This is a genomic window from Pedobacter sp. 22163 (assembly GCF_052045595.1).
Classification (GTDB): Bacteria; Bacteroidota; Bacteroidia; order Sphingobacteriales; family Sphingobacteriaceae; genus Pedobacter.
Genome location: NZ_JBQEPM010000003.1, coordinates 605,362 through 629,529 on the forward strand (window position 1 = coordinate 605,362; position 24,168 = coordinate 629,529).

The 24,168-nt window shown below is 38.2% G+C and carries 12 protein-coding genes; 11 read left to right on the plus strand and 1 reads right to left on the minus strand.

What is annotated here, in order from left to right:
- The first annotated feature begins 37 nt into the window (after positions 1 to 37).
- From ACTJKN_RS10860 to ACTJKN_RS10870, 3 genes are all read left to right on the plus strand, one after another.
- Complete coding sequence (locus ACTJKN_RS10860; RefSeq protein ID WP_440824878.1) at positions 38 to 3,472, plus strand: malectin domain-containing carbohydrate-binding protein; 3,435 nt, start codon at positions 38 to 40, stop codon at positions 3,470 to 3,472.
- A 98-nt stretch (positions 3,473 to 3,570) separates the two neighbouring features.
- On the plus strand, positions 3,571 to 5,139 hold the full coding sequence (locus ACTJKN_RS10865) for a sodium:solute symporter (RefSeq protein WP_440824880.1): 1,569 nt from the start codon (positions 3,571 to 3,573) through the stop codon (positions 5,137 to 5,139).
- Positions 5,140 to 5,196: 57 nt separating this feature from the next.
- Positions 5,197 to 6,129: a dihydrodipicolinate synthase family protein gene (locus ACTJKN_RS10870; RefSeq protein ID WP_440824882.1), complete on the plus strand. Its 933-nt coding sequence runs from the start codon at positions 5,197 to 5,199 to the stop codon at positions 6,127 to 6,129.
- Between the two features lie 275 nt (positions 6,130 to 6,404).
- Here the strand turns inward: ACTJKN_RS10870 and ACTJKN_RS10875 are convergent, their stop codons facing one another.
- Entirely contained in the window at positions 6,405 to 7,274 is an 870-nt protein-coding gene (locus ACTJKN_RS10875) for an AraC family transcriptional regulator (protein ID WP_057935132.1), read from the minus strand.
- Between the two features lie 223 nt (positions 7,275 to 7,497).
- Between ACTJKN_RS10875 and ACTJKN_RS10880 the strand changes: the two genes are divergently transcribed.
- The 8 genes from ACTJKN_RS10880 (at position 7,498) to ACTJKN_RS10915 (ending at position 24,168) form a co-directional block, all read left to right on the plus strand.
- Positions 7,498 to 9,132, plus strand: coding sequence for a fucose isomerase (locus ACTJKN_RS10880; RefSeq protein ID WP_440824884.1), 1,635 nt, complete (start codon positions 7,498 to 7,500; stop codon positions 9,130 to 9,132).
- A 10-nt stretch (positions 9,133 to 9,142) separates the two neighbouring features.
- Positions 9,143 to 9,811, plus strand: a complete 669-nt coding sequence (locus tag ACTJKN_RS10885) for a DUF3826 domain-containing protein (protein ID WP_440824886.1) — start codon at positions 9,143 to 9,145, stop codon at positions 9,809 to 9,811.
- A 510-nt stretch (positions 9,812 to 10,321) separates the two neighbouring features.
- A complete protein-coding gene (locus ACTJKN_RS10890; protein ID WP_440824888.1) occupies positions 10,322 to 13,477 on the plus strand; it encodes a SusC/RagA family TonB-linked outer membrane protein in 3,156 nt (1,051 codons plus the stop codon).
- Between the two features lie 11 nt (positions 13,478 to 13,488).
- Positions 13,489 to 15,375, plus strand: coding sequence for a RagB/SusD family nutrient uptake outer membrane protein (locus tag ACTJKN_RS10895; RefSeq protein ID WP_440824890.1), 1,887 nt, complete (start codon positions 13,489 to 13,491; stop codon positions 15,373 to 15,375).
- 47 nt (positions 15,376 to 15,422) lie between these two features.
- Positions 15,423 to 16,409, plus strand: coding sequence for a hypothetical protein (locus ACTJKN_RS10900; RefSeq protein WP_440824892.1), 987 nt, complete (start codon positions 15,423 to 15,425; stop codon positions 16,407 to 16,409).
- Between the two features lie 688 nt (positions 16,410 to 17,097).
- Positions 17,098 to 20,292 (plus strand): SusC/RagA family TonB-linked outer membrane protein, encoded by a 3,195-nt coding sequence (locus ACTJKN_RS10905; RefSeq protein WP_440824894.1) that lies wholly within the window; start codon positions 17,098 to 17,100, stop codon positions 20,290 to 20,292.
- A 10-nt stretch (positions 20,293 to 20,302) separates the two neighbouring features.
- Positions 20,303 to 22,117: a RagB/SusD family nutrient uptake outer membrane protein gene (locus tag ACTJKN_RS10910; protein ID WP_440824896.1), complete on the plus strand. Its 1,815-nt coding sequence runs from the start codon at positions 20,303 to 20,305 to the stop codon at positions 22,115 to 22,117.
- A gap of 395 nt (positions 22,118 to 22,512) precedes the next feature.
- Positions 22,513 to 24,168 (plus strand): pectate lyase family protein, encoded by a 1,656-nt coding sequence (locus ACTJKN_RS10915; protein WP_440824898.1) that lies wholly within the window; start codon positions 22,513 to 22,515, stop codon positions 24,166 to 24,168.

Consider the following 24,168-nt stretch of genomic DNA (forward strand, 5'->3'; position numbering starts at 1 on the left):
GTGTTTATTACTGTTATTCTTCATCAATTTTTATGGCGTGAGTTCACTCTATGCACAAAACCAAACCAGGAAAGATATATTATTAAACGCCAATTGGCTCAGTATTGCCGACGAAAAAAACAGCAATGTTTTTGATGGTCTTCAGTTAGCCAGCTACAAAACCATAAACTGGAAGAATGTAAATGTTCCGCACAACTGGGATCAGTACGAAGGCTATCAACGCAAACTTCATGGTAATAAACATGGCTATGCCTGGTACCGAAAAAAATTTAAAACCGGCGAAATTAAGTCTGGAAAACGTTTTTTTCTGTATTTCGAAGGCGTGGGTTCGTATGCAACAGTTTGGTTAAACGGTAAAAAAGTGGGCTACCACGCTGGTGGGAGAACAACTTTTACTTTGGATGTTACTTCAGCCATCAAATTAAATAACCAGGAAAATGTGCTGGCGGTAAGAGCAGATCATCCGGCAAATATCCAGGATTTACCTTGGGTTGACGGCGGTTGTTCTACAGAACGCGGTTTTTCAGAAGGTTCGCAGCCGATGGGCATTTTCCGTCCGGTTCATTTGATTGTAACCAATGAAGTTCGGGTAGAACCTTTTGGTATCCACATCTGGAACGACAATAAAATCTCAGAAAAGGCGGCCATTCTGAATCTGAGTACTACAGTTAAAAATTATAGTTTAAAGCCTAAAAATATAGGCGTTGTAAACAGATTGCTGGATCGGAACGGAAAACAGATCAAAGAACTGAAAAAATCTGTTGTTGTTCCTGTCGGAAAAGAAATTCAGATCGATCAGCAGACCGACAAGATCATCAATCCAAAACTTTGGTCGTTGGAAAATCCATATCTCTATACTTTACAAACCACTATCATAGAAAATGGAAAGGTTGTAGATGAACTGAAAACGCCTTACGGAATCAGATGGATCAGTTGGCCCATTGGCGAACAAGTGAACCAGAAACAGTTTTTATTAAATGGAAAACCGGTTTTTATTAACGGTATTGCCGAATATGAACATCTAATTGGGCAGAGCCATGCTTTTAGTAACGAACAGATCAGTTCGAGAGTGCGACAAATTAAAGCAGCAGGTTTTAATGCTTTCCGCGATGCACATCAACCACATAACTTATTGTATTCTGATTATTGGGATAAAGAAGGGGCTTTATGCTGGACCCAAATGGCTGCTCATATCTGGTATGATACACCCGAATTCAGAAAGAACTTTAAATCACTTTTAACAGACTGGGTAAAAGAACGCAGAAACAGTCCGGCAGTTGTTTTATGGGGTTTGGAAAATGAGAGTACTTTGCCAGAAGATTTCGCAAAAGAATGTACAGAACTGATCCGAAAACTGGATCCAACTGCTTCATCACAAAGAAAAGTTACCACTTGTAATGGTGGAAAAGGAACGGATTGGGATGTTCCCCAAAACTGGACAGGCACGTATGGTGGTAATCCCCTAACTTATGGAGAAGATCTTCAAAGGCAGGTTTTGGTTGGCGAATACGGTGCCTGGAGAACAATTGATCTTCACAAGCCCGATGCCAATGGAAAAGGGTACACAGAGAACAGAATGACCGATTTAATGGAAACCAAGGTGCGTTTGGCCGAATCGGTAAAAGATAAAACTGCGGGTCATTTTTTCTGGTTGTACAGTTCACATGATAATCCAGGCAGGGTGCAGGGGGGAGAAGGATTGAGAGATCTGGATCGGGTTGGCCCTGTAAATTACAAGGGCATGTTTACGCCTTGGGAAGAACCAACTGATGTATTTTATATGTTCAGGGCAAATTATGCGCCAAAACAAACTGAGCCTATGGTGTATATTGTTTCACATACCTGGCCTAACCGCTGGAACAAGCCAGGTATAAAAGACAGTATTGTGGTGTATTCTAACTGCGATGAAGTAGAACTTTTTAATGACGTAAACGGCAAATCTTTAGGTAGAAGAAAACGCGGTGCAATCGGCACACATTTCCAATGGAATAAACCGAATATCCAGTATAATGTATTGTATGCCATAGGTTATGTAAATGGAAAAGCTATTGCCAAAGATCAAATGGTATTGCAGAATCTGCCTCAAAGTCCAAATTTTAATGCTCTAATAAGCGATAAAAAGTTAACCGTTCCGGCGCGGGGATATAAATATGTGTACCGTGTAAATTGTGGCGGTGGCGATTATAAAGATACCAATGGCAATCAATGGTCTGCCGATCGAAATTTAAGTGGTCCTGATAACTTTGGCTCAACCTCCTGGACTGCGGATTTTGCCGGGATTCCAACATTTTTTGCCAGTCAACGCCGTACTTTTCAACCTATAGACGGGACTAAAGATTGGAAGCTTTTTCAAACTTTCAGATATGGCAGAGATCAGTTGAAATATCATTTTCCACTTTCTGACGGTGAGTATCTGGTTGAACTCTATTTTATAGAACCCTGGCTGGGTATTGGCGGAGGCTTTGATGCCAAAGCCATGCGTTTATTTGATGTAGCATTTAATGGAATAACGGTAATTAAAGATTTAGATATCTGGAAAGAAGCAGGATGTAATACCTTGTTAAAGAAAACAATCAAAACGACTATTAAAGGTGGCTTTTTGGACATTAATTTCCCAGAAGTAAAGGTTGGTCAGGCTGTGATTTCGGCCATTGCAATCTCAGGTCTAAATCAAAACATCCAAGCTGCACCATCAAGTAAATCACTCCTGAGCAAAATTAAAAATGCAACACCATGCGATTGGTTGGATATTGGAGATGAACAGTTTAAAGGTGAAAATTTAACCTTTACTGATCTACCTTCGAATTTATATGGCGCCGAGTGGCTAAAGGCATCACGCGGACAGGAAAGTATCGAATTTACCGCAACTGATACTGTCGATACGTTTGTGGCACTGAATATCAATAGTAGTGTACCTCAGGGATTCGAAGACACCAAAACTTCACTAAGCAATAATAAGGATGAGATATTCGGTCTTTATCGGAAAAGACTTAATCCGAATGAACGTATAATTTTTGACAGTAGAATAGCCACCGTTTTTGTATTACCGGTTACCCATTTACAGCCCGCTTACGATTTAAAAACCACCACTACTTATAAAGCTATTGATGGTATTTTAGAAGGCAAGGAGGTTGTGAAAGCAATTTTAATGGATAAACAACGCGTGATTTTTAATGCAGCCAACCAAGGGAACTTAACCTGGCAGTTATCAGTCGGCGTGGCCGATACCTATTCCTTAACCCTAAAATACCATAATCCATCAGCGCAGGTTTTGAAAGGGAAACTCGAGTTTTTATCGGCAGATGGAACATTAATGAAAACAGAAATGGTCGAATTTGCACCAACTAAAACCGGAAAATGGAACTACCTCAGTACCAATACCGGGAGCATGATTAATGCCGGGACTTATAAACTCAAATTGATTGCTACAGAAGCTAAAGGACTGGCAGTTGATGCTTTAGATGTTCAATAAGATAAGATGGTACAATATGTGGCCAAAATCTTATATTAATACTGATATTTAGACATGCATATTTGTTTTAACCAAATTAATAAACGAGCCAACAAATAATGAAAGGACTTCCTGTAGTCGATCTTGCAATAATCTTCATTTATCTTGTTGGAATGATATTAGTTGGGGTTTATTTTTCGAGGAAAAATAAAAACTCCGAGCAATTTACAAAAGCTTCGGGCCTGATCCCCGGATGGGCGATAGGTTTATCAATTTATGCAACATTTTTAAGTAGTAATACCTTTTTAGGTGTGCCCGGAAAAGCCTTTGGTAGCAATTGGAATGCCTTTGTATTCAGTATTTCGATGCCCTTGGCCGCTTGGATCGCTTCAAAATACTTTGTTCCTTTTTACCGTAATACCGGCGAAATATCAGCCTATACCCATTTAGAAAAACGTTTTGGTGCATGGGCAAGGGTATATGCAGTAGTTTGTTTTCTATTGACACAGTTGGCCAGGATGGGATCTATATTTTTTGGGATTGCCCTGAGTTTACAAGCACTTACAGGCTATTCTATGCAGATGATTATGATCGTAATGGGCATTTGTATCATTGTTTATACCGTTTTAGGAGGAATTGAAGCGGTAATATGGACAGAAGTGGTACAAGCTGTAGTGAAAACTTTTGGTGCCCTGCTTATTCTGTATTTAATCATTTCGAATATGCCGGGAGGAGTTTCGAAGATTGTAGAGATCGGGCAATCGGCCAATAAATTTAGTTTAGGTAGTTTTAAACTCGATTTTGTAGGATCATCGTTTTGGGTCGTGTTGCTTTATGGTTTTTTCATCAACCTGAATAACTTCGGAATGGACCAAAACTATATCCAGCGTTATCATACGGCATCATCAAGTAAAGCGGCTTCGAAATCGATCTGGTTGTGTGTGTGGTTATATATTCCTGCATCGCTGCTCTTTTTTATTATAGGATCTTGCTTATATGCCTATTATGAAATCAATCCAGAACTGGTAGAGTCGATTAAACACCAGGTAGCTATAGAACGTTTGCCTTTACATGCTTCGGCAGCAGAGGTGTTGAAGGTGCAGCATGCATTACAGCCATCAGATTATGGTGATAAAATTATGCCACATTTTATGGTGACTAAAATCCCTATAGGTTTGGTTGGTTTAATTGTATCGGCCATTTTATCCGCTGCAATGAGTACAATAAGTTCCGGAATGAATGCCTCAGCAACGGTGTTTTCGGTTGATATTTATAAAAGATATTTTAAGCCAGATGTAACCGAAAAGCAGAACTTATCACTGTTACACTTGGCCACTATTGGCTTTGGTTTATTGGGTATGATTGCTGGCATTGCCATGATTGGTGTAAAAAGTATTTTAGATGTTTGGTGGGAGTTATCAGGCATTTTTGCTGCAGGAATGCTAGGACTATTCCTTTTGGGGATCATCAGTAGGCAAACTAAAAACCATGAAGCCATAACAGCAACAATAATCGGCATTGCCGTAATTATATGGATGACATTTTCTTCACTTCTTCCTCCAGAATATGAAGTTTTTAGAAATCCTTTACATAAAAACATGATTATCGTGATCGGCACTTTAACCATTTTTTTAGCAGGACTTTTCCTCACGAAGATTAAAAGTAAAAAGATTAAAACAGCCACTTAAAAACCATTCTGGTTTGATCAGGCAATTATATAGAACAATTTACCATATCAGAATATAATGGAAAACTCACAAAAAGGGTTCATCCCGGTGATGCTCACGCCTTTTTTAAGCAACGGGAACATCGATTATCCAGCCCTTACACAGCTTACCGAGATTTATTTACAGGCCGGATCATCAGGTTTATTTGCCAATTGTCTGTCGAGCGAAATGTTCGAATTGAGCGGCAAAGAACGGATTCAGGCCATAAAACATGTGATCAAAGTTGTTAACGGTGCCGTGCCAGTGGTAGCCACCGGAACTTTTGGTGGCCCTATTACCGAACAGGCCGATTTTGTGAAAGAGGTGAGCGATTCGGGAGTAGAAGCGGTAATTGCGATTACCAGTTTACTTGCCGAAGAAAACGAAACAGATGAGGTTTTTAACGATCGTGTTTTCGATCTGATCGATCAAACAGGTAAAATTCCATTAGGTTTTTACGAATGTCCGGTGCCTTATAAAAGGGTATTGAAACCTACTCAACTGGCCGATTTTGTATCTACCGGAAGAGTGATTTACCATAAAGATACCTGCCTGGATCTTGGGCAGATTAAAGAAAAACTGAAACTGACAGAAGGTAAGACTTTTGGATTATACGATGCCTACATTGTACATGCGGTGGAATCATTAAAAGCTGGCGCATCGGGATTGTCTTGTATTCAGGGGAATTATTTCCCTGAATTGATTGTTTGGCTTTGCGACCATTATAATGATGAAGCTTTTAAAGATGAAGTACAAGTGGTACAACAGTTTTTAATCGATAACATGGACGTAATGCATAACGTTTATCCCGTAGTGTCGAAATATTTCCTGCAAAAGCGTGGTTTAAATATTTCAACCTTCACCCGAAGAAACGTTGGCTCTTTTACGCCAAGCGTAGTTAAAGAAGTAGAAACATTGTTTGATGACTATACCTTGCTTCGCAATAATTTAAATATAAAGGTTTTTATATAGTGGCGCAGTCGTCATCCTGATGGGCAATTTATTGAATAAAATCAATATAAATGACGCGATCTTAAGGATGAATAACTTCGATATATCGTCATTGCGAGAAGGCTTTTTCAGCCGACGAAGCAATCTTACAACGGTCGCTATTAGCGTGTGCATTAAGATTGCTTCGTTCCTCGCAATGACGAATTTCTGTCTGAATCTATCATTGGTAACTTATTTCAGGATCTATTTTGCTAGACCTTATAGGTTTTAAAAACCTATAAGGTCTGAATTAATACTTAATTCAAATATTTCCTTTTATAGTCCAAAGGGGTCATCCCCGTAACCTTTTTAAAGTGCCTGTAGAAATTGGATACATTATTAAAACCACAATCAAAACAGATCATTTCGGTAGGAAGCTTGTTTTCAATTAAAAAACGGCATGCGTGACTCACCCTGATTTCAATCAGGAAATCATAAAAGGTCTTCTTCGTCATCAGTTTAAAATACCTGCAGAAAGAAGTTACGCTTAAATTACTTAATGAAGCTACTTCTTCCAATGTAATATCCTTTTTATAATTACTTAAGGTATAATTGCATATTTTATTGATCCGGAGCGTTTCAGACTCGTTGCTTTGATAGAATGTATTTTTGCTCGTTACAATTGTCGAAAATTCATCCGTCTCAGCCAATGTTTTTAAGATAGATAAGAGGATAATGATCCGGTCTAAATTGGTTGCATCAACTGCAGCCCGCATCAAATCAACCAGTTTATCTTTAGCTTTCCCTTTAATTACCATTCCGCTTTTTGCTTTTTCGAATAATTTCGGGATCAGATAAGCTTCAGGTAAAGTAAGCATGTATTTCCCCAAACAATCGGGCAAGAAATGAATCACCATGGCTTCGGTGGTAAGATCGGGGTTATTTTGGAAATATTCATCTTTACAACGCCAGGTATGAGGTAGGTTTTCGCCCAAAAGCACCATCTCATCTGGCACAAAATTACTGATGTTATCGCCAATAAAACGAACGCCTTCTCCTTTGATTACATAATGCAATTCCAGCTCAGGATGATAATGCCAGATATTCCCAAAATCGGGTTTGATATCATGACGGATACTAAAGGAACTTTGTAAGGTAATTGGAACTTTATGAAAATGAGGCTTCATGTAAAAATAAATATTTGGTTAGAACTGTATTACAATATTCTACAAATTGTGCCACAGCGGCCTAAAGTTAACGAGTTTAATGATAACATCCTATATTAATTTGATAAAAACTATCAGGAAATAGTGTTTTTCATTGTTGAGTTTTGTATATAGCCGTAAAGGCATAATCCAAATATAAGCTGACAAATTATTTTTATATAAATTATTTGTTCATTAATAAATTATGAGACAAGGTAAACAAGGAGAAATTCTACTGGTTTCAAGTGGTGATTTACGGCTTTCGGCAAATCAAAATTGCTGGGCTGCCCAAGTCGAAATGGAGCGAAAGTTAACTTTAGCCATCGAACAATTTGGCTGGAAAGTTAAACGTGCCCATTCATACAATTCAACAAAAAAACATGGCTTTATCGATTCGCAAAGAATGGGTATGGATATCTTTAGAAATATTGATCCCAACCAACCTATAATTGTAGCAGAAAGTGTTTGGCAATACTCACATCATGTATTAGCGGGGCTTAGCACACATCGCGGACCGATATTAACCGTAGCCAACTGGAGCGGACAGTGGCCTGGTTTGGTAGGCATGTTAAATCTGAACGGTTGTTTAACCAAAGCAGCTATAACTTTTAGTACTTTATGGAGTGAAAACTTTACGGATGATTTTTTTACCGATGGCCTGCAAGAATGGCTCTCGACCGGTAAAATTAGTTACGACCAAAGTCATGTTAAAAGTTTTGCTTTAAGTAAGATCCCCTTAAGCGACGATAAGAAAGGAAGAACTTTTGCCAAAAGCTTAAGAGCGCGAAAAGTGATCATGGGTGTGTTTGACGAAGGCTGCATGGGTATGTACAATGCTATCATTCCCGACGAACTGTTGCACAGAACTGGTTTCTTTAAAGAGCGCCTGAGTCAATCGGCATTATATGCAGGTATGCTGCAGGTTACCAATGGTGAAGCAGAGGCTGTTTTAGATTGGCTTTTGCAAAAAGGAATGACCTTTAACTGGGGAACTGAAGAGGAGACACAATTAACTAAAAACCAAACCCTCGAACAGTGTAAAATGTATATCGCCGCCCTGAGGATTGCGGATGATTTTAGCTGCGATACTATTGGAATCCAGTATCAACAAGGGTTGAAAGATTTAACTGTAGCAAGCGATTTAGTAGAGGGTTTATTAAATAATGAAGACCGTCCGCCAGTATTTTCTGTAGATGGTAAAGAACTTTATCCAAAACGCGCTTTACCACATTTTAACGAGGTAGATGAATGTGCCGGTTTAGATGCCCTGGTAACCTACAATCTTTGGAAAGAATTAGGAATGAGCGGAGAAAACACCCTCCACGACATCCGTTGGGGCGAATATTACAAAAATGATGATGTTGACGGTTTTGTTTGGCTTTTTTTAATCTCAGGAGCAGCACCACCTGCACATTTTATTGATGGCTATGCCGGAGCGAGCAGTGATAGGCAGCCTGCTATGTATTTCCGTTTAGGCGGTGGATCTTTAAAAGGCGTCAGTAAACCAGGTTTCATTGTTTGGAGCCGGGTTTATGTAATGGATAATGAATTACATTGCGATTTGGGCGTAGGGGAAGTAGTAGCTTTGCCTGAGGAAGAAACCAAAAGACGCTGGAATGGAACAACACCCGAATGGCCGATTATGCATGCCATTTTAAAAGGTGTAAGCCGCGATCAGCTAATGACCAGGCATAAAGCCAACCACATTCAGGTGGTTTATACCAATTATGAAGCCGGCGCGCACGAAGCTTGCCGCATTAAAGCAGCTGCAATGGATGAACTTGGCTTAAAAGTGCATTTTTGCGGAGATGTGAGTTTAAAAAAAATAAATACAATTTAAATATAAAGACATGAAATCATCAATTTTAGCCTTATTGTTAACCTTCTCGAGCATTACAGCAATTTTTGCTCAGAACAATCCTGTGAACGATAAAGAAGCCTATGTGAAAATGATTACCGAGCGCTCGGCTAAAATTGTTGCCAATCTTGGAATTACTGACGCAAAGAAAAACGAGAAAGTGACGGTAATCATCAGAGATCAATATAGCAATTTAAACGACATCTATGCTGCACGCGACATTCGTGTAAAAGCAATTAAAGAAAAAAACAAAGACAATAAAGTGGAACGCGATTCGGCCCTTGCTAAAGATAGCCATGTGGTAGAAGCATCATTGGCTAAACTCCATAAAAAATACATCAGCAAACTTTCTGCGCAATTAACTAATGAGCAGGTAGAGCTGGTTAAAAACGGTATGACCTATAATGTATTGCCAATTACTTACAAAGCCTACCAGGAAGAAATTTTAACACTGACCGAAGATCAGAAAAAACAAATCTTAGTTTGGCTTACCGAAGCGCGTGAACATGCTATGGATGCAGAATCGTCAGATAAAAAGCATGCCTGGTTTGGGAAATATAAAGGCAGAATAAATAATTATTTATCAGCCTCCGGATACGATTTAAAGAAAGAGGGAATAGAGTGGGAGAAGCGTAGAAAAGCGAAAGCTCAATCGAACTAGCATGGCTAATGGAGCGTATTTAAACGCTCCATTATTTTTTATATTTTTATTCAAGAATATTTCATTTATATATGAATTTATACTTATATTGTATTGTGAATAAAATCACTAAATAGTTTATAGCCAGAAGGTTATTTTACACTGATAAAATTGTATAATAACTGGCACTATTTAGCTTAAAAACTGGGTTTACTTCATTAATTTAAATGATAAAATATACTTTCTAACCAATAATTATTTAATCCAAAACAGAAATATGGGCCATCACAAAGACAATTAATGTTAGATAGATTTTAAAAATAACGCTGTCTAATTCTTATGCCTAACTAGCAAGCTGTAAAAAGCAAATACAAACAAACAATCAAACCCTTCCTTAACCGGAAACACTAATATAAACTGTATAAAGCAATTGCCTTTACAGCTTATATATGCTAATGAAATTAATCAAGCTCAATGCGTGAATGATATCAGATTAGCATTATTAGTAAAAAAACTAACCAAATAACGAATATGAACTCAAAATTTTTACGAAAAACCTCATGGGTTTTAGTGCTCATGCTAATCACATATACCGCTGTTTTTGCCCAACAAAAGCAGATCACCGGTAAAGTGGTCGACAAGAAAGATGGGCAGGCGCTTCCCGGCGTAACCGTTGGGATACGCGGCAAAACCAATAATGTAAGTACTAACGATAAAGGAGAATTTGCATTAATAGCTGATCCTGCAACTGATGCATTGGTTTTTTCCTTTATTGGCTATATCAGACAGACCATTCCCTTAGCTGGCAAAACCAATATCACTGTAAACTTTGCAGAGGATAATACCGCATTAGATGATGTGGTGGTTATTGGTTACGGAACCAAGAAAAAATCAGAAATTCTTGGTGCTGTAGCAACTATTAGTGGCGCTGAAATTCAAGATGTTCCTGCACCTAACTTGGCAGGCGCCATGAGAAACAGAATTGCGGGTGTGGGAGTGAGCCAAGCATCTGGCCGTCCGGGCGCGCCAATTACCTTTAATATTAGAAATTCTACTACAACCACTGCGGCGGCTGGTACCACAGATGAGCCACTTTATGTTGTAGATAATATTACAGTAACAAGAGAAGCTTTCGATAATATAGATGCTTCTATGATTGAGAATTTAACCTTCTTAAAGGATGCCTCTGCTGCAATTTATGGTGCTGCCGGCGCTAAAGGTGTTATTCTGGTTACGACAAAAAAAGGCAGAATCGGCAAACCAAGCATTACTTACAATGGCTATCTGGGCATTTCAGATGCGATCAAGGTGCCAAAAATGTTATCTGGATATGAGCATGCATTATTATTAAATGATACATTCCGTTCTCAGGGTGCTGCTGCATCCGATTACTTCGCTCCGGAAGATTTGGACTATATCAAAACGCTGGACTATAAAAGCTGGTACGATGAAGTATGGCAAGCGGCTACCACACAAAGACATAATATCGGCATTTCTGGTGGTAGTGATAAAATTACCTTTTTCGCAGGAGGAAGTTACCAGGGGGAAAATGGAAATTATGCAGGAATGAAATTTAACAAATATTCATTCAGAAGTGGTGTGGTTGCCACCGTGGCGAACGGCTTAAAGGCAGATGTGAATTTTAACGTTGATTATGGCACGAAAGAACTGCACCATAATGCCCAGGAGAATGATGCAGCCTTTTTTGAACGACTCATAACAGTTCCAAGATGGGTTCCAATTAGTATCGACGGAAAATTTGTTAACTACAATGTTAACGGAGTAAATTCTGCTAATATAAATCCTTTAGCCATTTCTGAATCTGGTTATTATAATAATGGTTCAAATAAGTCATACCGTATTAATGCCTCATTAACTTACGAACCAACCTTCCTGAAAGGACTTGTCATTCGCGGTCAGGTTTCGCAATCCAGTGGGTCTTCAAAGAACACGCAGTATGTACCACCTTTCACGCTGTACAATTTTGTAAAAAGAGGGAATAACCAAGAATTGTTCACCAATCAATTACCAACTGCTACTGCACCTACTTTTCAGCCAACAAGTGCAGTAAGCTCTACTTTCACACCTGGCTTAACTGATAACAATAGCTATCAGTTCTTTCTAACACTGCAATACAATAAAACTATTGCGAAACACACTTTTAGTGTTTTAGCTGGTGCCGAGCAAAGTGAGGGTAATACACAAAATTCAGCTGTTCGTTATTCAAACCAATTAATACCCGGTGTAGATCAATTTTTTGCTTACGATATCAATACTTTAGTAGCATCAAATTTAGAGCAAACAGCAGTTTCCAAACGTTCGGGTTTTGCTCGTTTTAGTTATGATTTTGATAAGAAATACCTAATTGAAGGGGTTGCCCGTATTGATGCGTCATCTAATTTCGCTTTAGGGAATCGTTGGGGTGTATCGCCAAATATTGGAATTGGATGGGTAGTGAGTCAGGAAAAATTCTTTAAAAACAGTAGTGCCCTTAGCTTTATTAATTTTCTGAAATTAAAAGCAAATGTTGGTATTACGGGTGACGACAGGGTTGGCATTCGTTTATGGCAGGATAGATTCCAGATTGATGTAACCAATGGATATATTTATGGAACTTCAAATGGGAATAGTTTGAACCGTTCCCGTCTGGCTAATCCTGAAATCACCTGGGAGAAGAAAAGAACCATTAATGTTGGCTTAGAAACTTCAATGTTTAACAATAAATTAGATATTAGTATTGAAGCCTTCCAAAACTATACTTATGATGGTTTCGAACTGGGTGCAAATAATCAATATCCACAATATTTCGGTACACAGGCTCCCGTATTAAACTACAGACAGCTTTATAACTGGGGTTCTGAATTTAGCATTGGCTATAAAGCAAAGCTTGCAACAGACTGGAATCTTAGTGCGAGCATGAACTTCTCTTATGGCAACTCGGTTACAGACAGGATTTTGTATACACCAGGGTTTTTGATTAACAATACATTTCCTAACTTACAATTGTTCGGTACAGACCCACGGAAGTACAATAGCGGCAATTATGGTTTAACCAACCTGGGCATGTTCAGAACTCAGGGAGAAGTTGATGCCTGGATGGCGAAATACCCCAATTATAGGATTTACGATAAAATCCCACAAGCTGGGTGGTTATATTATGAAGATACCAATGCTGATGGTGTAATCTCTGATAGCGATCTGGCGCCTTTGTATAACAACACCAATGCATTTTTTTCTTCTGGTATCTCGTTGAATTTAACGTATAAAAACTTCAGTTTAAACACGAATATCAATGCACGATTTGGTGGTAAAATCTTTTACGATAGCAGAGCGAGAACAGCTCCTTCGAAAACAAGAAATACGCTGGATATCTGGTCAGATCGATGGACGCTAGAAAATCCGATGAATGGTAAATATCCAAGATTTGATGATCCATCATTAGGAATAAACTCTGATTTTTGGGCTGTTGACGGAACAATGATCCGTATCAATACCATGACTTTAAGTTACAAAGCACCTACAGCTTTTGCAAACAAATTAGGGATCGGCGGAGCCCGTATTCTACTAACCGGAAATAATCTTTGGACCATTGTAAATCCTTTACCTTATAAAGATCCTTATACTTCAAGTGCATGGGATTATCCAATGTTGAGAACGATTTCTTTAGGATTGAGTGTTAACCTATAATTTTTTGAGCAATGATTAAGCAATTAAAAAACAATATAAAAAAGGCCGTAGCTATTTTAACTTTAGCTGCACTTTTGCCCGCTTGCGTAAATAAAGATGAGTTTTTCTTATTACCGGATACCGGCGGCATCGATCAGGCTATTTGGGATAATGATGGCTCTGTACAACTACACCTTAACAGGGTGTACGATGTAGCCATGTATCAATTTCCATTGCAGCTAGTTCCTGATCGTTTTGGTGTTCACTATGCCAGTGATGAGAACTATTTTCCTGATGGTGATGCAAATGCGAAAGCAGCACTTGGATTGCAAGGTGTGTTGGGGAATAATGATGTGAGGTATACTGGTAATACCTATGGAGGCAACCCAGGGAATAATAAATATTGGGATATTGCCAGATGTAATGATGCGATCGCCAATCTTCCTGGCAGTACAATGCTCACCCAAAAGAAGAATGAATTGCTTGGACAATATTATGCGTTAAGAGCGATAACCTATTTCGAATTGGTTAAGGTTTATGGCGGTGTTCCACTTCCGTTAACACCGCAAGGTGGTGATAGTATTTACGATGAAGGTAGAAGGCCTGCTAAAGAGTGTTTCGCGGCAATATTAAGCGATCTAAATAATGCTATTATCCTATTAGAGGGTTTTTCGCCAAACGATGCCGATGGAAGAGGTAAAATTACTAAATTGATAGCTACGTGTTTAAAAGCAAAAGTATTATTGTACTGGGCTAGTCCTCAGTTTAATCCTACCAATGATGCAAAACATCCTTACCAGGCTTCGAGATGGGCTGATGCTTTAACTGCCAATAAAGAGGCTTATGATATGTGTGTTTCGGCAGGTAAAAAATTAATGCCAAATTATTTAGATATTTTCCGTGTAGAAGGTACAAACAATACTGAGGCCATTCTGGTAAGAACTTATTCTAATACAGTACCAAATAGAGGCAATCAAACTGAGCAGCGTGTAAGGCCAACTTCTGAAGGTGGAAGTCCTAATACATACTTTATGCCTACAACAAAAATGCTGGATGCCTATCCCATGAGAGATGGAAAACCATTAAACACATCTACGGCTTTTCCATATGACGCCACCATGTTCTGGCAAAATAGAGACCCTAGGTTTGAAGCTACGTTTGCAACAAACGGATCGGTATATCCATTGAGTGGAAACGCAAATAGAAAACAGTGGAATTATAATTTAGCAGTTGGCGAAAGCAGTGGAAATGCGGTGTATGTTAAGCGTTTCTCTACGCCTAGTTTAATAGCAAGTGCTTCTGTTTACAATAGTTCTGTTGGTGGTGGAAGTGGTATGGATTGGGTTGAACTTAGATTTGCAGAGGTGATGTTGAATTATGCCGATTGTATGAATGAAACAGGAAATATCGCAGGTGCAAAAGATTTAGTCAGACAAATCCGTCAAAGAGCCGGAGTAGTAGCAGGTGATTCAGATTACGGACTCGCATTGGCAGGAAGCACACCACAATTGCGAAACTTAATTCTTAACGAAAGACAAATTGAATTTGCTTTCGAGAACAAACGTAATTCAGATTTAAGAAGATCCCGCACCATGCACTTGCTAACCGGGAATATGTCAAAATTGGAAGTTCAGTTAGTGAATCCTCCGTCAGGATCAGACCAAAAAGATAAAAAAGTATTAGAAGATCCAACAGTTCCGGGGGGTACAACATTATTCAGAGAAACTTTAAACATTAACGATAAAGCAACTTATACCAAGTATTTTAAAAATGTTGTTGTGACAAACACAACGTATCTACCATATAACGTACCAGAGTTTCATTACTTCTATACCTTCCATAATGATTTTGTGAGTTTCGGTAACAAAATTCTTCCAACAACTGGATGGGCAGGTGGTACATTTGACCCACTTGATTAGTATTTAAAGCATAAATGTTTCAGTTTATCTGATTAAAAATTAAAATAATGAAAACTAGATATATTAATAAATTACTCATCGGGTTATGTTTAATTCTTTTTGCTTCTTGTAAAAAAGAATCGGCGAACATCTTTAACATGTTCGAAGATGTTACAGTAACTTTTAACAATAGCGATCCTCGTTGCGTTACCGATTATAAGGTAATTAACGACAAAGAGGAGGTATGGATTGATTTTACCATAAACTCTGCCAATGAGGATATGTATTCTTATGTGTTTGAGGTTTCTGCAGGTACAGCCCAGGCTACACGTTACACAATTGCAATCAGCGATCCTACCAAACGCAGAAGTTTTTCAGCAATTATTAAACTTCCAAATACCGCTTTTCCAGCAGCTGCACTTCGTGATGGTAAACAAAGCTATCGTATCTGTGCGTTAAATGAAAAGGGAGTGTTCATTGGTGATGGATATAAAAAAGTAACAGTTGATGTAAATCCGAGTTTTATGATTTATGCCAACAGGGATATTTATTTACCAGATACCGTTGCAAAATCTTTACCAAGCTTTTTATCACTTACTGAGGCTACAGGTTTTAGTTATACAAACGCATCAGCTAATGCGGGGAAGATAGATTTTGGTATATATAGAAAACCAGGTTCCAATTCAACAGTTCAGACGCCAACCTGGGTAGTGAATTTATATTCTCCAAGTGTTGCTACTAATCCATTAACTGTTTATGATATTAGTGGCTTTAGTCCTAAAAGAACGACTAAATTTAGTCAGCCTGTTACCGGACAAGCCAATGCATTTCTGACTACGGCAATTTCTGGCTCTTCTATTGAGACTTTGGCTAAAGCAAGAGCAATTACTTTTAACGAAACTACTCAAACGCTTCCAGCTAACGGTTTGGCGGCAGGTAATGCAGTGTTTTTCCTTACTCCTGAAGGTAAATACGGTATGTTATACATAAATGCTGTTACTTCCGATTTACAGAAAAGACCTTACATTAATGTCAGCATTAAAGTTCAGCGATAAGATGCTTTAATTAGCGGATTAACGTTTTAACAATTTTTTAATTTGGTTTGAAAGAAGGGAGCTATTGCTCTCTTTTTTTGTTTAAAACATAATTTTTAAGGGAATTTTAACGGGGACACTTATAATGTTCCCTTTTCTTTTGTAAATATTTCCTTACCAAATCTTTGAAATAAACGTATGAACAACGTTTTAAAGGGGTGGAATAGTTTAGTTTTTAGTTTATAGATATTTTTTATTTAAATACTATATTTATATATGAATATTATACCTACCTTGTATTATGATTATATCAATTAAATACAATCTGGCACCGAGAATGGAGCTGAATGGTAATATGATACAATAGCTAGCCAAAATTATACATAAAATAGTGATATTTTGCGTGCAATTTTGAAATATAATATACTTTCTAACCAGAATAAACATTAAGATCAAAGTAAAAAATGAGCCAATACATCCCATATTATCATCGATTTTTTTATTAGAAATCTTGGTTGATTCTTTTTTTATAAAATAATTTTTTTCATCTATTTCTCTGCTCTCTTAATACGCTCCATTTATAAAAGTTAAAACGATACTATAATTGCTCAGTAGATTAAAGTTGAAAACTTTTGATCATTGAAGATTACAACATTAAACGCAGACGGTAAATTGTCTAAATAGAATTAAAAACTAACCAAATAATAAGATGAACTTAAAATTTTTACGCAAAATTTCTTTGTCCTTGCTATTTATGCTACTGGCAAGCACAATCCTTTTTGCTCAAGACCGAAAGATTACGGGTAAAGTTGTCGATCAGGCAGATGGGCAGGGAATTCCTGGAGTAAATGTAAGTCTAAAAGGTATTCCAAGCAATGTGAGTACAAACTCGGATGGAAACTTTACCATCCAAGTAAAATCAGATGCTGATGTATTGGTATTTTCATTTATCGGCTATGTTCGCCAGCAAATTACGGTTGGCAAACAAACTAATATTAATATCCGCCTGGTATCTGATAATAAAAGTTTAGAGGATGTTGTGGTTGTAGGCTACGGTACGCAGAAAAAAATCAGCTTAACAGGTGCAATTTCTACTGTTAATATGAAAGATATTGAAGATATCCCTACGACAAACCTTGCAGCTGCACTTCGAGGTCAGTTACCAGCTGTTAGTGTGGCCGGTGGCGTATCCCGCCCTGGTGAAAACGCTACAATTACCATCAGAAATCCAATATTTTTTGCGAAAGACGGAAAAACTGATCCACTTTATGTGATTGACGATATCCAAAGAACCATTACCGATTTTAATGCCCTTGATGCCAGTGAGGTAGAAAGTATTACCATATTAAAAGATGCAGCAGCGGCTATATACGGTATTTTAGGTGCAAATGGGGTGGTTGTTGTTAAAACAAAACGCGGAAAAGCAGGAGCGCCAAAAATCAGTTACAGTGGATCTTACGGATTAACTGATGCAACAATGCTACCCAAAATGATGAATGGTTTAGATCAGGCTGTTTATTTAAATGATTATACCCAGGCGCAGAATAACTTCCTTGTACAGCCCAATGGAAATTATACAAACCCTGCTACAGGTGTAACCACAAAAATAACATCTTATTATACTCCTGATGAACTTGATTATTTTAGCAAAAACAGTCAGGATTATCTCGCACAGGCTTGGCAGTCATCATACATTATGCGCCATGCTTTAAATATTACTGGGGGTAATGATAAGGCAACCTATTTTGCCGGAGGAAGTTACACCAGTCAGAACTCAAATTTTAAAGGCGTAAATACCGATCGGTTAACATTCAGGGCAAGCGCAGATGCTAAAGTTGCCAATGGCTTAAAAGTTGGCGTTTCGGTTAGTGGTAATATAAATTACAACAAAAGATATTATTTTAAGCAAGGGTCTGAAAGTTTAGACAATGATTTTAAATCGCTACTGGCATCTCCTCAGTTTGTTCCTTTTTATGTAGATGGTTTACCTGTGTTGCAGGCACCAAATACAGGCACTGTTGAAGGAGCAAATTTTTTCGAAGTTCAAAGATTAAATAATTATACGCTTCAAAATACTACAGGTATTAATCTACAGGCTACTGCTGAGTATGAAATTCCTGTTGTAAAGGGTTTAAAAGCAAGTTTAAATTTCAATAGAAACATCAACAACGATTTCAGCAAACAGTACGGCACAAGGTATAATTTATACCAATTTGAAGGTTTAGGTGATAATAAACATATTGTTGGTGGTAAAGTAACCAACATTATATCGGCAAAAAATGGAGATATTGTTCGTTTCACACCAGGGCGTGTAGATGTTTACCAGTTAAACGGATTATTATCATATGCCCGCAAATTCGGAAAGCATGATATTTCGGCAATTGCCTTATTTGAGCAGCAGCACACTTCAGGAGAGAGCCTTGCCGTATCTCGTGAGGGAACATTAGTTGGCGGTTTAGATAATATGAATTTTGCCACTGGGGTACAGGCTACAGATCAGGTAGGAAGGCTAAATGAATTTGGGCGACTTGCTTATGCAACGCGTATAAATTATGCTTACGCTGATAAATATTTATTAGAAGTTTCATTACGTACAGATGCTAATAATAATTTCGCACCTGGGCAGCAATACGGATTTTTCCCTTCAGCATCATTAGGCTGGGTAATTTCTGAAGAAGGTTTTTTTAAGAATAAGGTTAAGTTTGTTAACTTTTTGAAAATAAGAGGATCAGTTGGTTTATTAGGTAATGATAGTTCAAAACCATATTTATACCAGGAAAATTATAAATTGGAAACGGGCAAATCAGCTGTTTTTGGCGGCAACAATGATAGGGGTTTAAACTATGCACCAAACATTATCATCGCCAATGCAAATACAACATGGGATAGCAATTTAAGCACAAACCTAGGTGTTGATGCACAGTTTTTAGATAATAGGTTATCATTAACAGCAGATGGTTTTTTCGCACACCGTTACAATATGCTTTCGGCCCTTACTTCTTCTGTGTCGGTACTTATTGGCGCAAACCCACCTACAGAGAACTTTGCCAAAGTTAATACCTTTGGATACGAAATATCAGCAGGATGGCGTGATAAAATCGGCAAAGACTTCAGCTATAATTTTAATCCATTTTTTACATGGAATGATAATAAGTTACTAATTGCCGATCAACCATTGGGGAATGTAGGTACTTATCTTGATATACTAGGTCAATCAAGTGATAGAGGAGCATTTGGTTATCATTATTTAGGCATGTTCAGGTCTCAGTCAGAAGCTGATGCATTTGCTGCTGCTAACCCAAAATATACCGTGTTAGGCCAAAAGCCAATGGCAGGTATGTTATATTATGCAGATGTTAGAGGGCCAAAAGTTAACGGTGTATATACCGGACCAGATGGTATAGTGGATGAAAATGATCAAGATTATTTAACAGATAAATCAAGTAATCATTATGCCTTGGGTTTAAATTTTGGAGGTGCTTATAAAGGCATTTCACTTAATGTTACTATGGGTATGTCGTTCGGCGGACAAGATGCTATTGAAGGCGATGCAAGAAAACGTGCAACCAGCACAGTTAACCGCCCGGCTTTCTGGTCAGATCACTGGACGCCTGAAAATCCGAATGCCAAATACCCTAGCCCATATTATAGTGCTACCTACGATTTGAATTCATCATTCTGGTTTGTTAGCAGTTATACTTTCAGGGTAAGCAACATCAATTTAGCTTATAGTTTCCCGGCTAAAATTACCCAGAAAATGGGCATAGGTAGTTTAAAAGCTTCGGTAATCGCCACAAATCCTTTTAACTTCTATAATCCTTACACTTATAGAGATAATGCATCATCATATAATGTTTATCCAAACCTTCAATCCGTGTCCTTTGCACTAAATGTTGGATTTTAATTTTACGAAAATGAAAATACATAAATTATTAATATTCGCTTTACTTGTTGCATCCGGAGCAAGTAGCTGTAAAAAAGTTCTTGATAATGTTGATGAAAATTATGCCGTTGCAGGTCAGATTTTTAATGATTCTACATTAGCTGTTTTAAACCTCAATGTATTGTACGATTCTAATCTGCCATCATGGGCAGGGGTAAACTCAGGTAGTGCAATTACCAATCCTAGCGGTCTGTCAGATGAGGCTTATAATGACAATAAGTTTTTCAGGGGCACACTCAGTAATAATGATGTTGGCGATATTGGAACAGCAGTAAATGTTTCAAATAACTATGGTAAAATCCGTCTGATTAATACTTTTATCAGGGATGTTAATGCAGGTACTTTACCGGCAGGCACAAAAAATCGTTTAATAGCACAGGCATTGTTTTTCCGTTCGTTTAGATATTTCGATCTTGTAAGGCTATATGGTGGTGTACCGTTGGTATTAACCCCACTTCAGGCTGTTGGCGATGAAGCCAAAGATGCAGCCTTGCTGCCCAGAAACAAAACCTCAGAGTGTATTGCGCAAATTACCAAAGATTTAGATACCTGTATTAAATATCTCCCTAAAAAGTGGGCTGGTACGGCCGATTGGGGCAGAGTAACCGCAGGAGCTGCTGCCGCATTTAAAGGAAAAGTACTGTTAACATATGCAAGCCCGCAATTTGTTACAAATGCAACAAGCGATCCCAATAATCCCGCAACAATTGTAGAACGCTGGGAGAAAGCATACACGGCAAATCAGGAAGCTATATCATTGCTAACCGCTTACGGATGGAAACTTGCCACATCATACGATAATATGTGGTTTACAGAAGTAAATAATCCTGAAGCAGTTTTAGTAACGGGTTACAATAATTTTAATACGGCCACAAGCAAAAATAACGGTTACGACAATAGCGCAAGGCCGTCTTATTTGGGAACCGGGGGCGGAAGCTATCAACCAACTTGGGAATTAGTCAAATCTTATCCAATGCTCGATGGTAAAGTACCGGGAACATCAACCAAGTATGTTTACAGTGATCAGAATTTTTATAAAAACAGAGATCCCCGATTCGATAAAACCATTGCTTATAATGGCGCAACCTGGCCAATTGTTGGCAACCAGAATTACAGGCTATGGACATATTTTGTAAACAACAGAACAGTTGAGCCAGGAACAGCTAGCAGCACAGGTTTTTACTGCCGTAAAGCCATTGATCCAACTGTTTTGCAGAATAATGTGATTTATTCTGGTACCGACTGGATGGAGCTGAGATATGCTGAGGTTGTTTTAAATCTGGCCGAATCGGCAGCGGCAACAAATCGTTTGCAAGAGGCTTATGACAATTTAATTCTGATCAGAGCAAGGGCAGGAATTGAAAAAGGAACCGATAATTTATACGGGCTTAAAGCAGGCATGACTCAAACCGAGTTAATTAATGCGATAATGTATGAAAGACAAATTGAATTTGCCTTTGAAGGGAAACGTTTCTGGGATTTAAGAAGAAGAAAATTATTTTCAACTGTATTAAACGGTAAAATCCGAACAGGAAAACAATTTAATCTTATTACAACAGGTGCTCCAGCAAGCCTTTCCACTTCACCATATGTGGGGCGTGATGCACTTTCTACAGATCAGGTTTACACTTACATGAGTATAGTTCCTAAAACTTTAGATAACGGTTATACGATCAATTGGAAAGATGAATATTATTTCTTTGGTATTCCAACCTCATCGATTGCCAACAATCCGAAAATTGAACAAACTATAGGTTGGGGAGGAAGTTTCGATCCTCAGCTTTAGCCGTTAGCAATTTTTCGGGGCGGTTTGCTCACCGCCCCGGTTTTTTTATATTTGGTTTGGAAAAAGGGGACATTAATTTGTTTCCTTTTTTTTTATTTAAGAATGTTACATTTATATATGAATTTTATTCCTATCTTGTAACATGGCTGCGAGAATGAATTTAATTTGTTACAGGCATTTTTGCCAATTGATAAGATGATACAATAGATAGCCAAAATTATACATTAAACAGGTGCTTTTTGCACGCAAATTTGAAAGATAATATACTTTCTAACCAAAATTACTTACAAGGATAGACAAAGAAATGAGCCACGATTTTCAATATCAGCGATTAGATTTTTTCTGCTAGTTAAAAATATTTCGTAATTTCTTTCTCTTCCCAACGAACAACACAAATGAAAAAGAACATTTTAAATCTGTTGCTAACAACAGCATTAATACTCTCCGCAAATTATACGTTTGCACAATATCCAAACATTCCTGCCAATATTAAAAAATCATCTGACTCGATGATGAAAGAAGCTTATCATCAATCTGATATTGCCTGGGAGAAAGCAAAGCCTATTATTGCCAAAGAAGCAGCTCAGGGCAAGCCGTATATTCCTTGGGCGGGTAGACCAACTGATTTGCCACAATCAGATTTATTGGCTTTTCCAGGTGCAGAAGGTGGAGGTGCTTATAGTTTTGGTGGCCATGGCGGTAGGGTTATTGTAGTTAAAAACCTAAACGATAAGGGACCGGGTTCTTTGCGTGATGCCTGTGAACAAGGCGGTGCAAGGATTGTGGTTTTCAATGTTTCAGGAATCATCAGATTAAAAACTCCATTAATCATTCGCGCACCTTATATCACTATTGCTGGTCAAACCGCACCTGGTGACGGTGTTTGCGTAGCTGGCGAATCGGTTTGGTTAAATACGCATGATGTGATCATACGTTTTATGCGTTTTAGAAGAGGAGAAACCTTTGTTGGCCGTCGCGATGATGCCATTGGTGGTAACCCTGTAGGTAACATTATGATCGATCACGTTTCGGCAAGTTGGGGATTAGATGAAAACATGTCGATGTACCGCCACATGTATAATGATAGTACTGGCAAAACAGAAGAGAAATTGGGGACCGTTAATATTACGATCCAAAACTCTATTTTCTCAGAGGCGTTAGATTATTGGAACCATGCTTTCGGTAGTACTTTAGGTGGCGAAAATTGCGCCTTTGTACGTAACCTTTGGGCTGATAATGGCGCACGTAACCCGTCAATCGGCTGGAATGGAATTTTCAATTTTGCTAACAACGTGGTCTTTAACTGGAATAACCGCTCCACAGATGGTGGCGATTATACCGCACAATATAACATCATCAATAATTTTTATAAACCAGGTCCGGTTACCGAACTAAAAGATCCGATCAGTTACCGCATTTTAAAACCAGAATCTGGACGTAGTAAATTACCCTATGTTGTTTTTGGCAGGGCTTATGTGGCTGGAAATATAATTGACGGTAATGAAAAAGTAACTAAAAATAACTGGGATGGAGGGGTTCAATTGGAAGATAAAAAAGGAAATTTAATGTCTTTCGAAGAAGCAGGTAAATATTTCGCTGCGATGAAAGCTAAGAATCCGTTTCCAATGCCTAAGATTAGCATTATCCCTACTTTAAGAGCTAAAGAATATGTACTGGCAAATGCTGGTGCCACCTTACCAAAAAGAGATCCGGTTGATACCCGCGTAGTTAAACAGGTTGCCACAGGCAAAATTGAAGTACATCCTGACGCTAAACCATCTGCTTTTCAGTTTGAACACCGCAGATTACCAGGTGATTCTTACAAACAAGGCATCATTACAGAAGTTTCTCAGGTTGGAGGTTACCCAGAATATAAAGGCACACCATATAAAGACAGTGATGATGATGGCATGCCTGATGCTTACGAGCTTAAAAATGGTTTAAACCCTAAGGATGCATCTGATGCTGCTAAAATTACAAAAAGTGGTTATGCGAACATCGAAGTATATTTAAATAGTGTGGTTCCGGTTTCAATTGTTAAACCTAACTAA

Coding starts and splice junctions, on each gene's coding strand:
- ACTJKN_RS10910 (WP_440824896.1), top strand. CDS start 20,303: ATGAAAATACATAAATTATTAATATTCGCTTTACTTGTTGCATCCGGA.
- ACTJKN_RS10880 (WP_440824884.1), top strand. CDS start 7,498: ATGAGACAAGGTAAACAAGGAGAAATTCTACTGGTTTCAAGTGGTGAT.
- ACTJKN_RS10870 (WP_440824882.1), top strand. CDS start 5,197: ATGGAAAACTCACAAAAAGGGTTCATCCCGGTGATGCTCACGCCTTTT.
- ACTJKN_RS10915 (WP_440824898.1), top strand. CDS start 22,513: ATGAAAAAGAACATTTTAAATCTGTTGCTAACAACAGCATTAATACTC.
- ACTJKN_RS10875 (WP_057935132.1), bottom strand. CDS start 7,274: ATGAAGCCTCATTTTCATAAAGTTCCAATTACCTTACAAAGTTCCTTT.
- ACTJKN_RS10900 (WP_440824892.1), top strand. CDS start 15,423: ATGAAAACTAGATATATTAATAAATTACTCATCGGGTTATGTTTAATT.
- ACTJKN_RS10865 (WP_440824880.1), top strand. CDS start 3,571: ATGAAAGGACTTCCTGTAGTCGATCTTGCAATAATCTTCATTTATCTT.
- ACTJKN_RS10895 (WP_440824890.1), top strand. CDS start 13,489: ATGATTAAGCAATTAAAAAACAATATAAAAAAGGCCGTAGCTATTTTA.
- ACTJKN_RS10885 (WP_440824886.1), top strand. CDS start 9,143: ATGAAATCATCAATTTTAGCCTTATTGTTAACCTTCTCGAGCATTACA.
- ACTJKN_RS10905 (WP_440824894.1), top strand. CDS start 17,098: ATGAACTTAAAATTTTTACGCAAAATTTCTTTGTCCTTGCTATTTATG.
- ACTJKN_RS10890 (WP_440824888.1), top strand. CDS start 10,322: ATGAACTCAAAATTTTTACGAAAAACCTCATGGGTTTTAGTGCTCATG.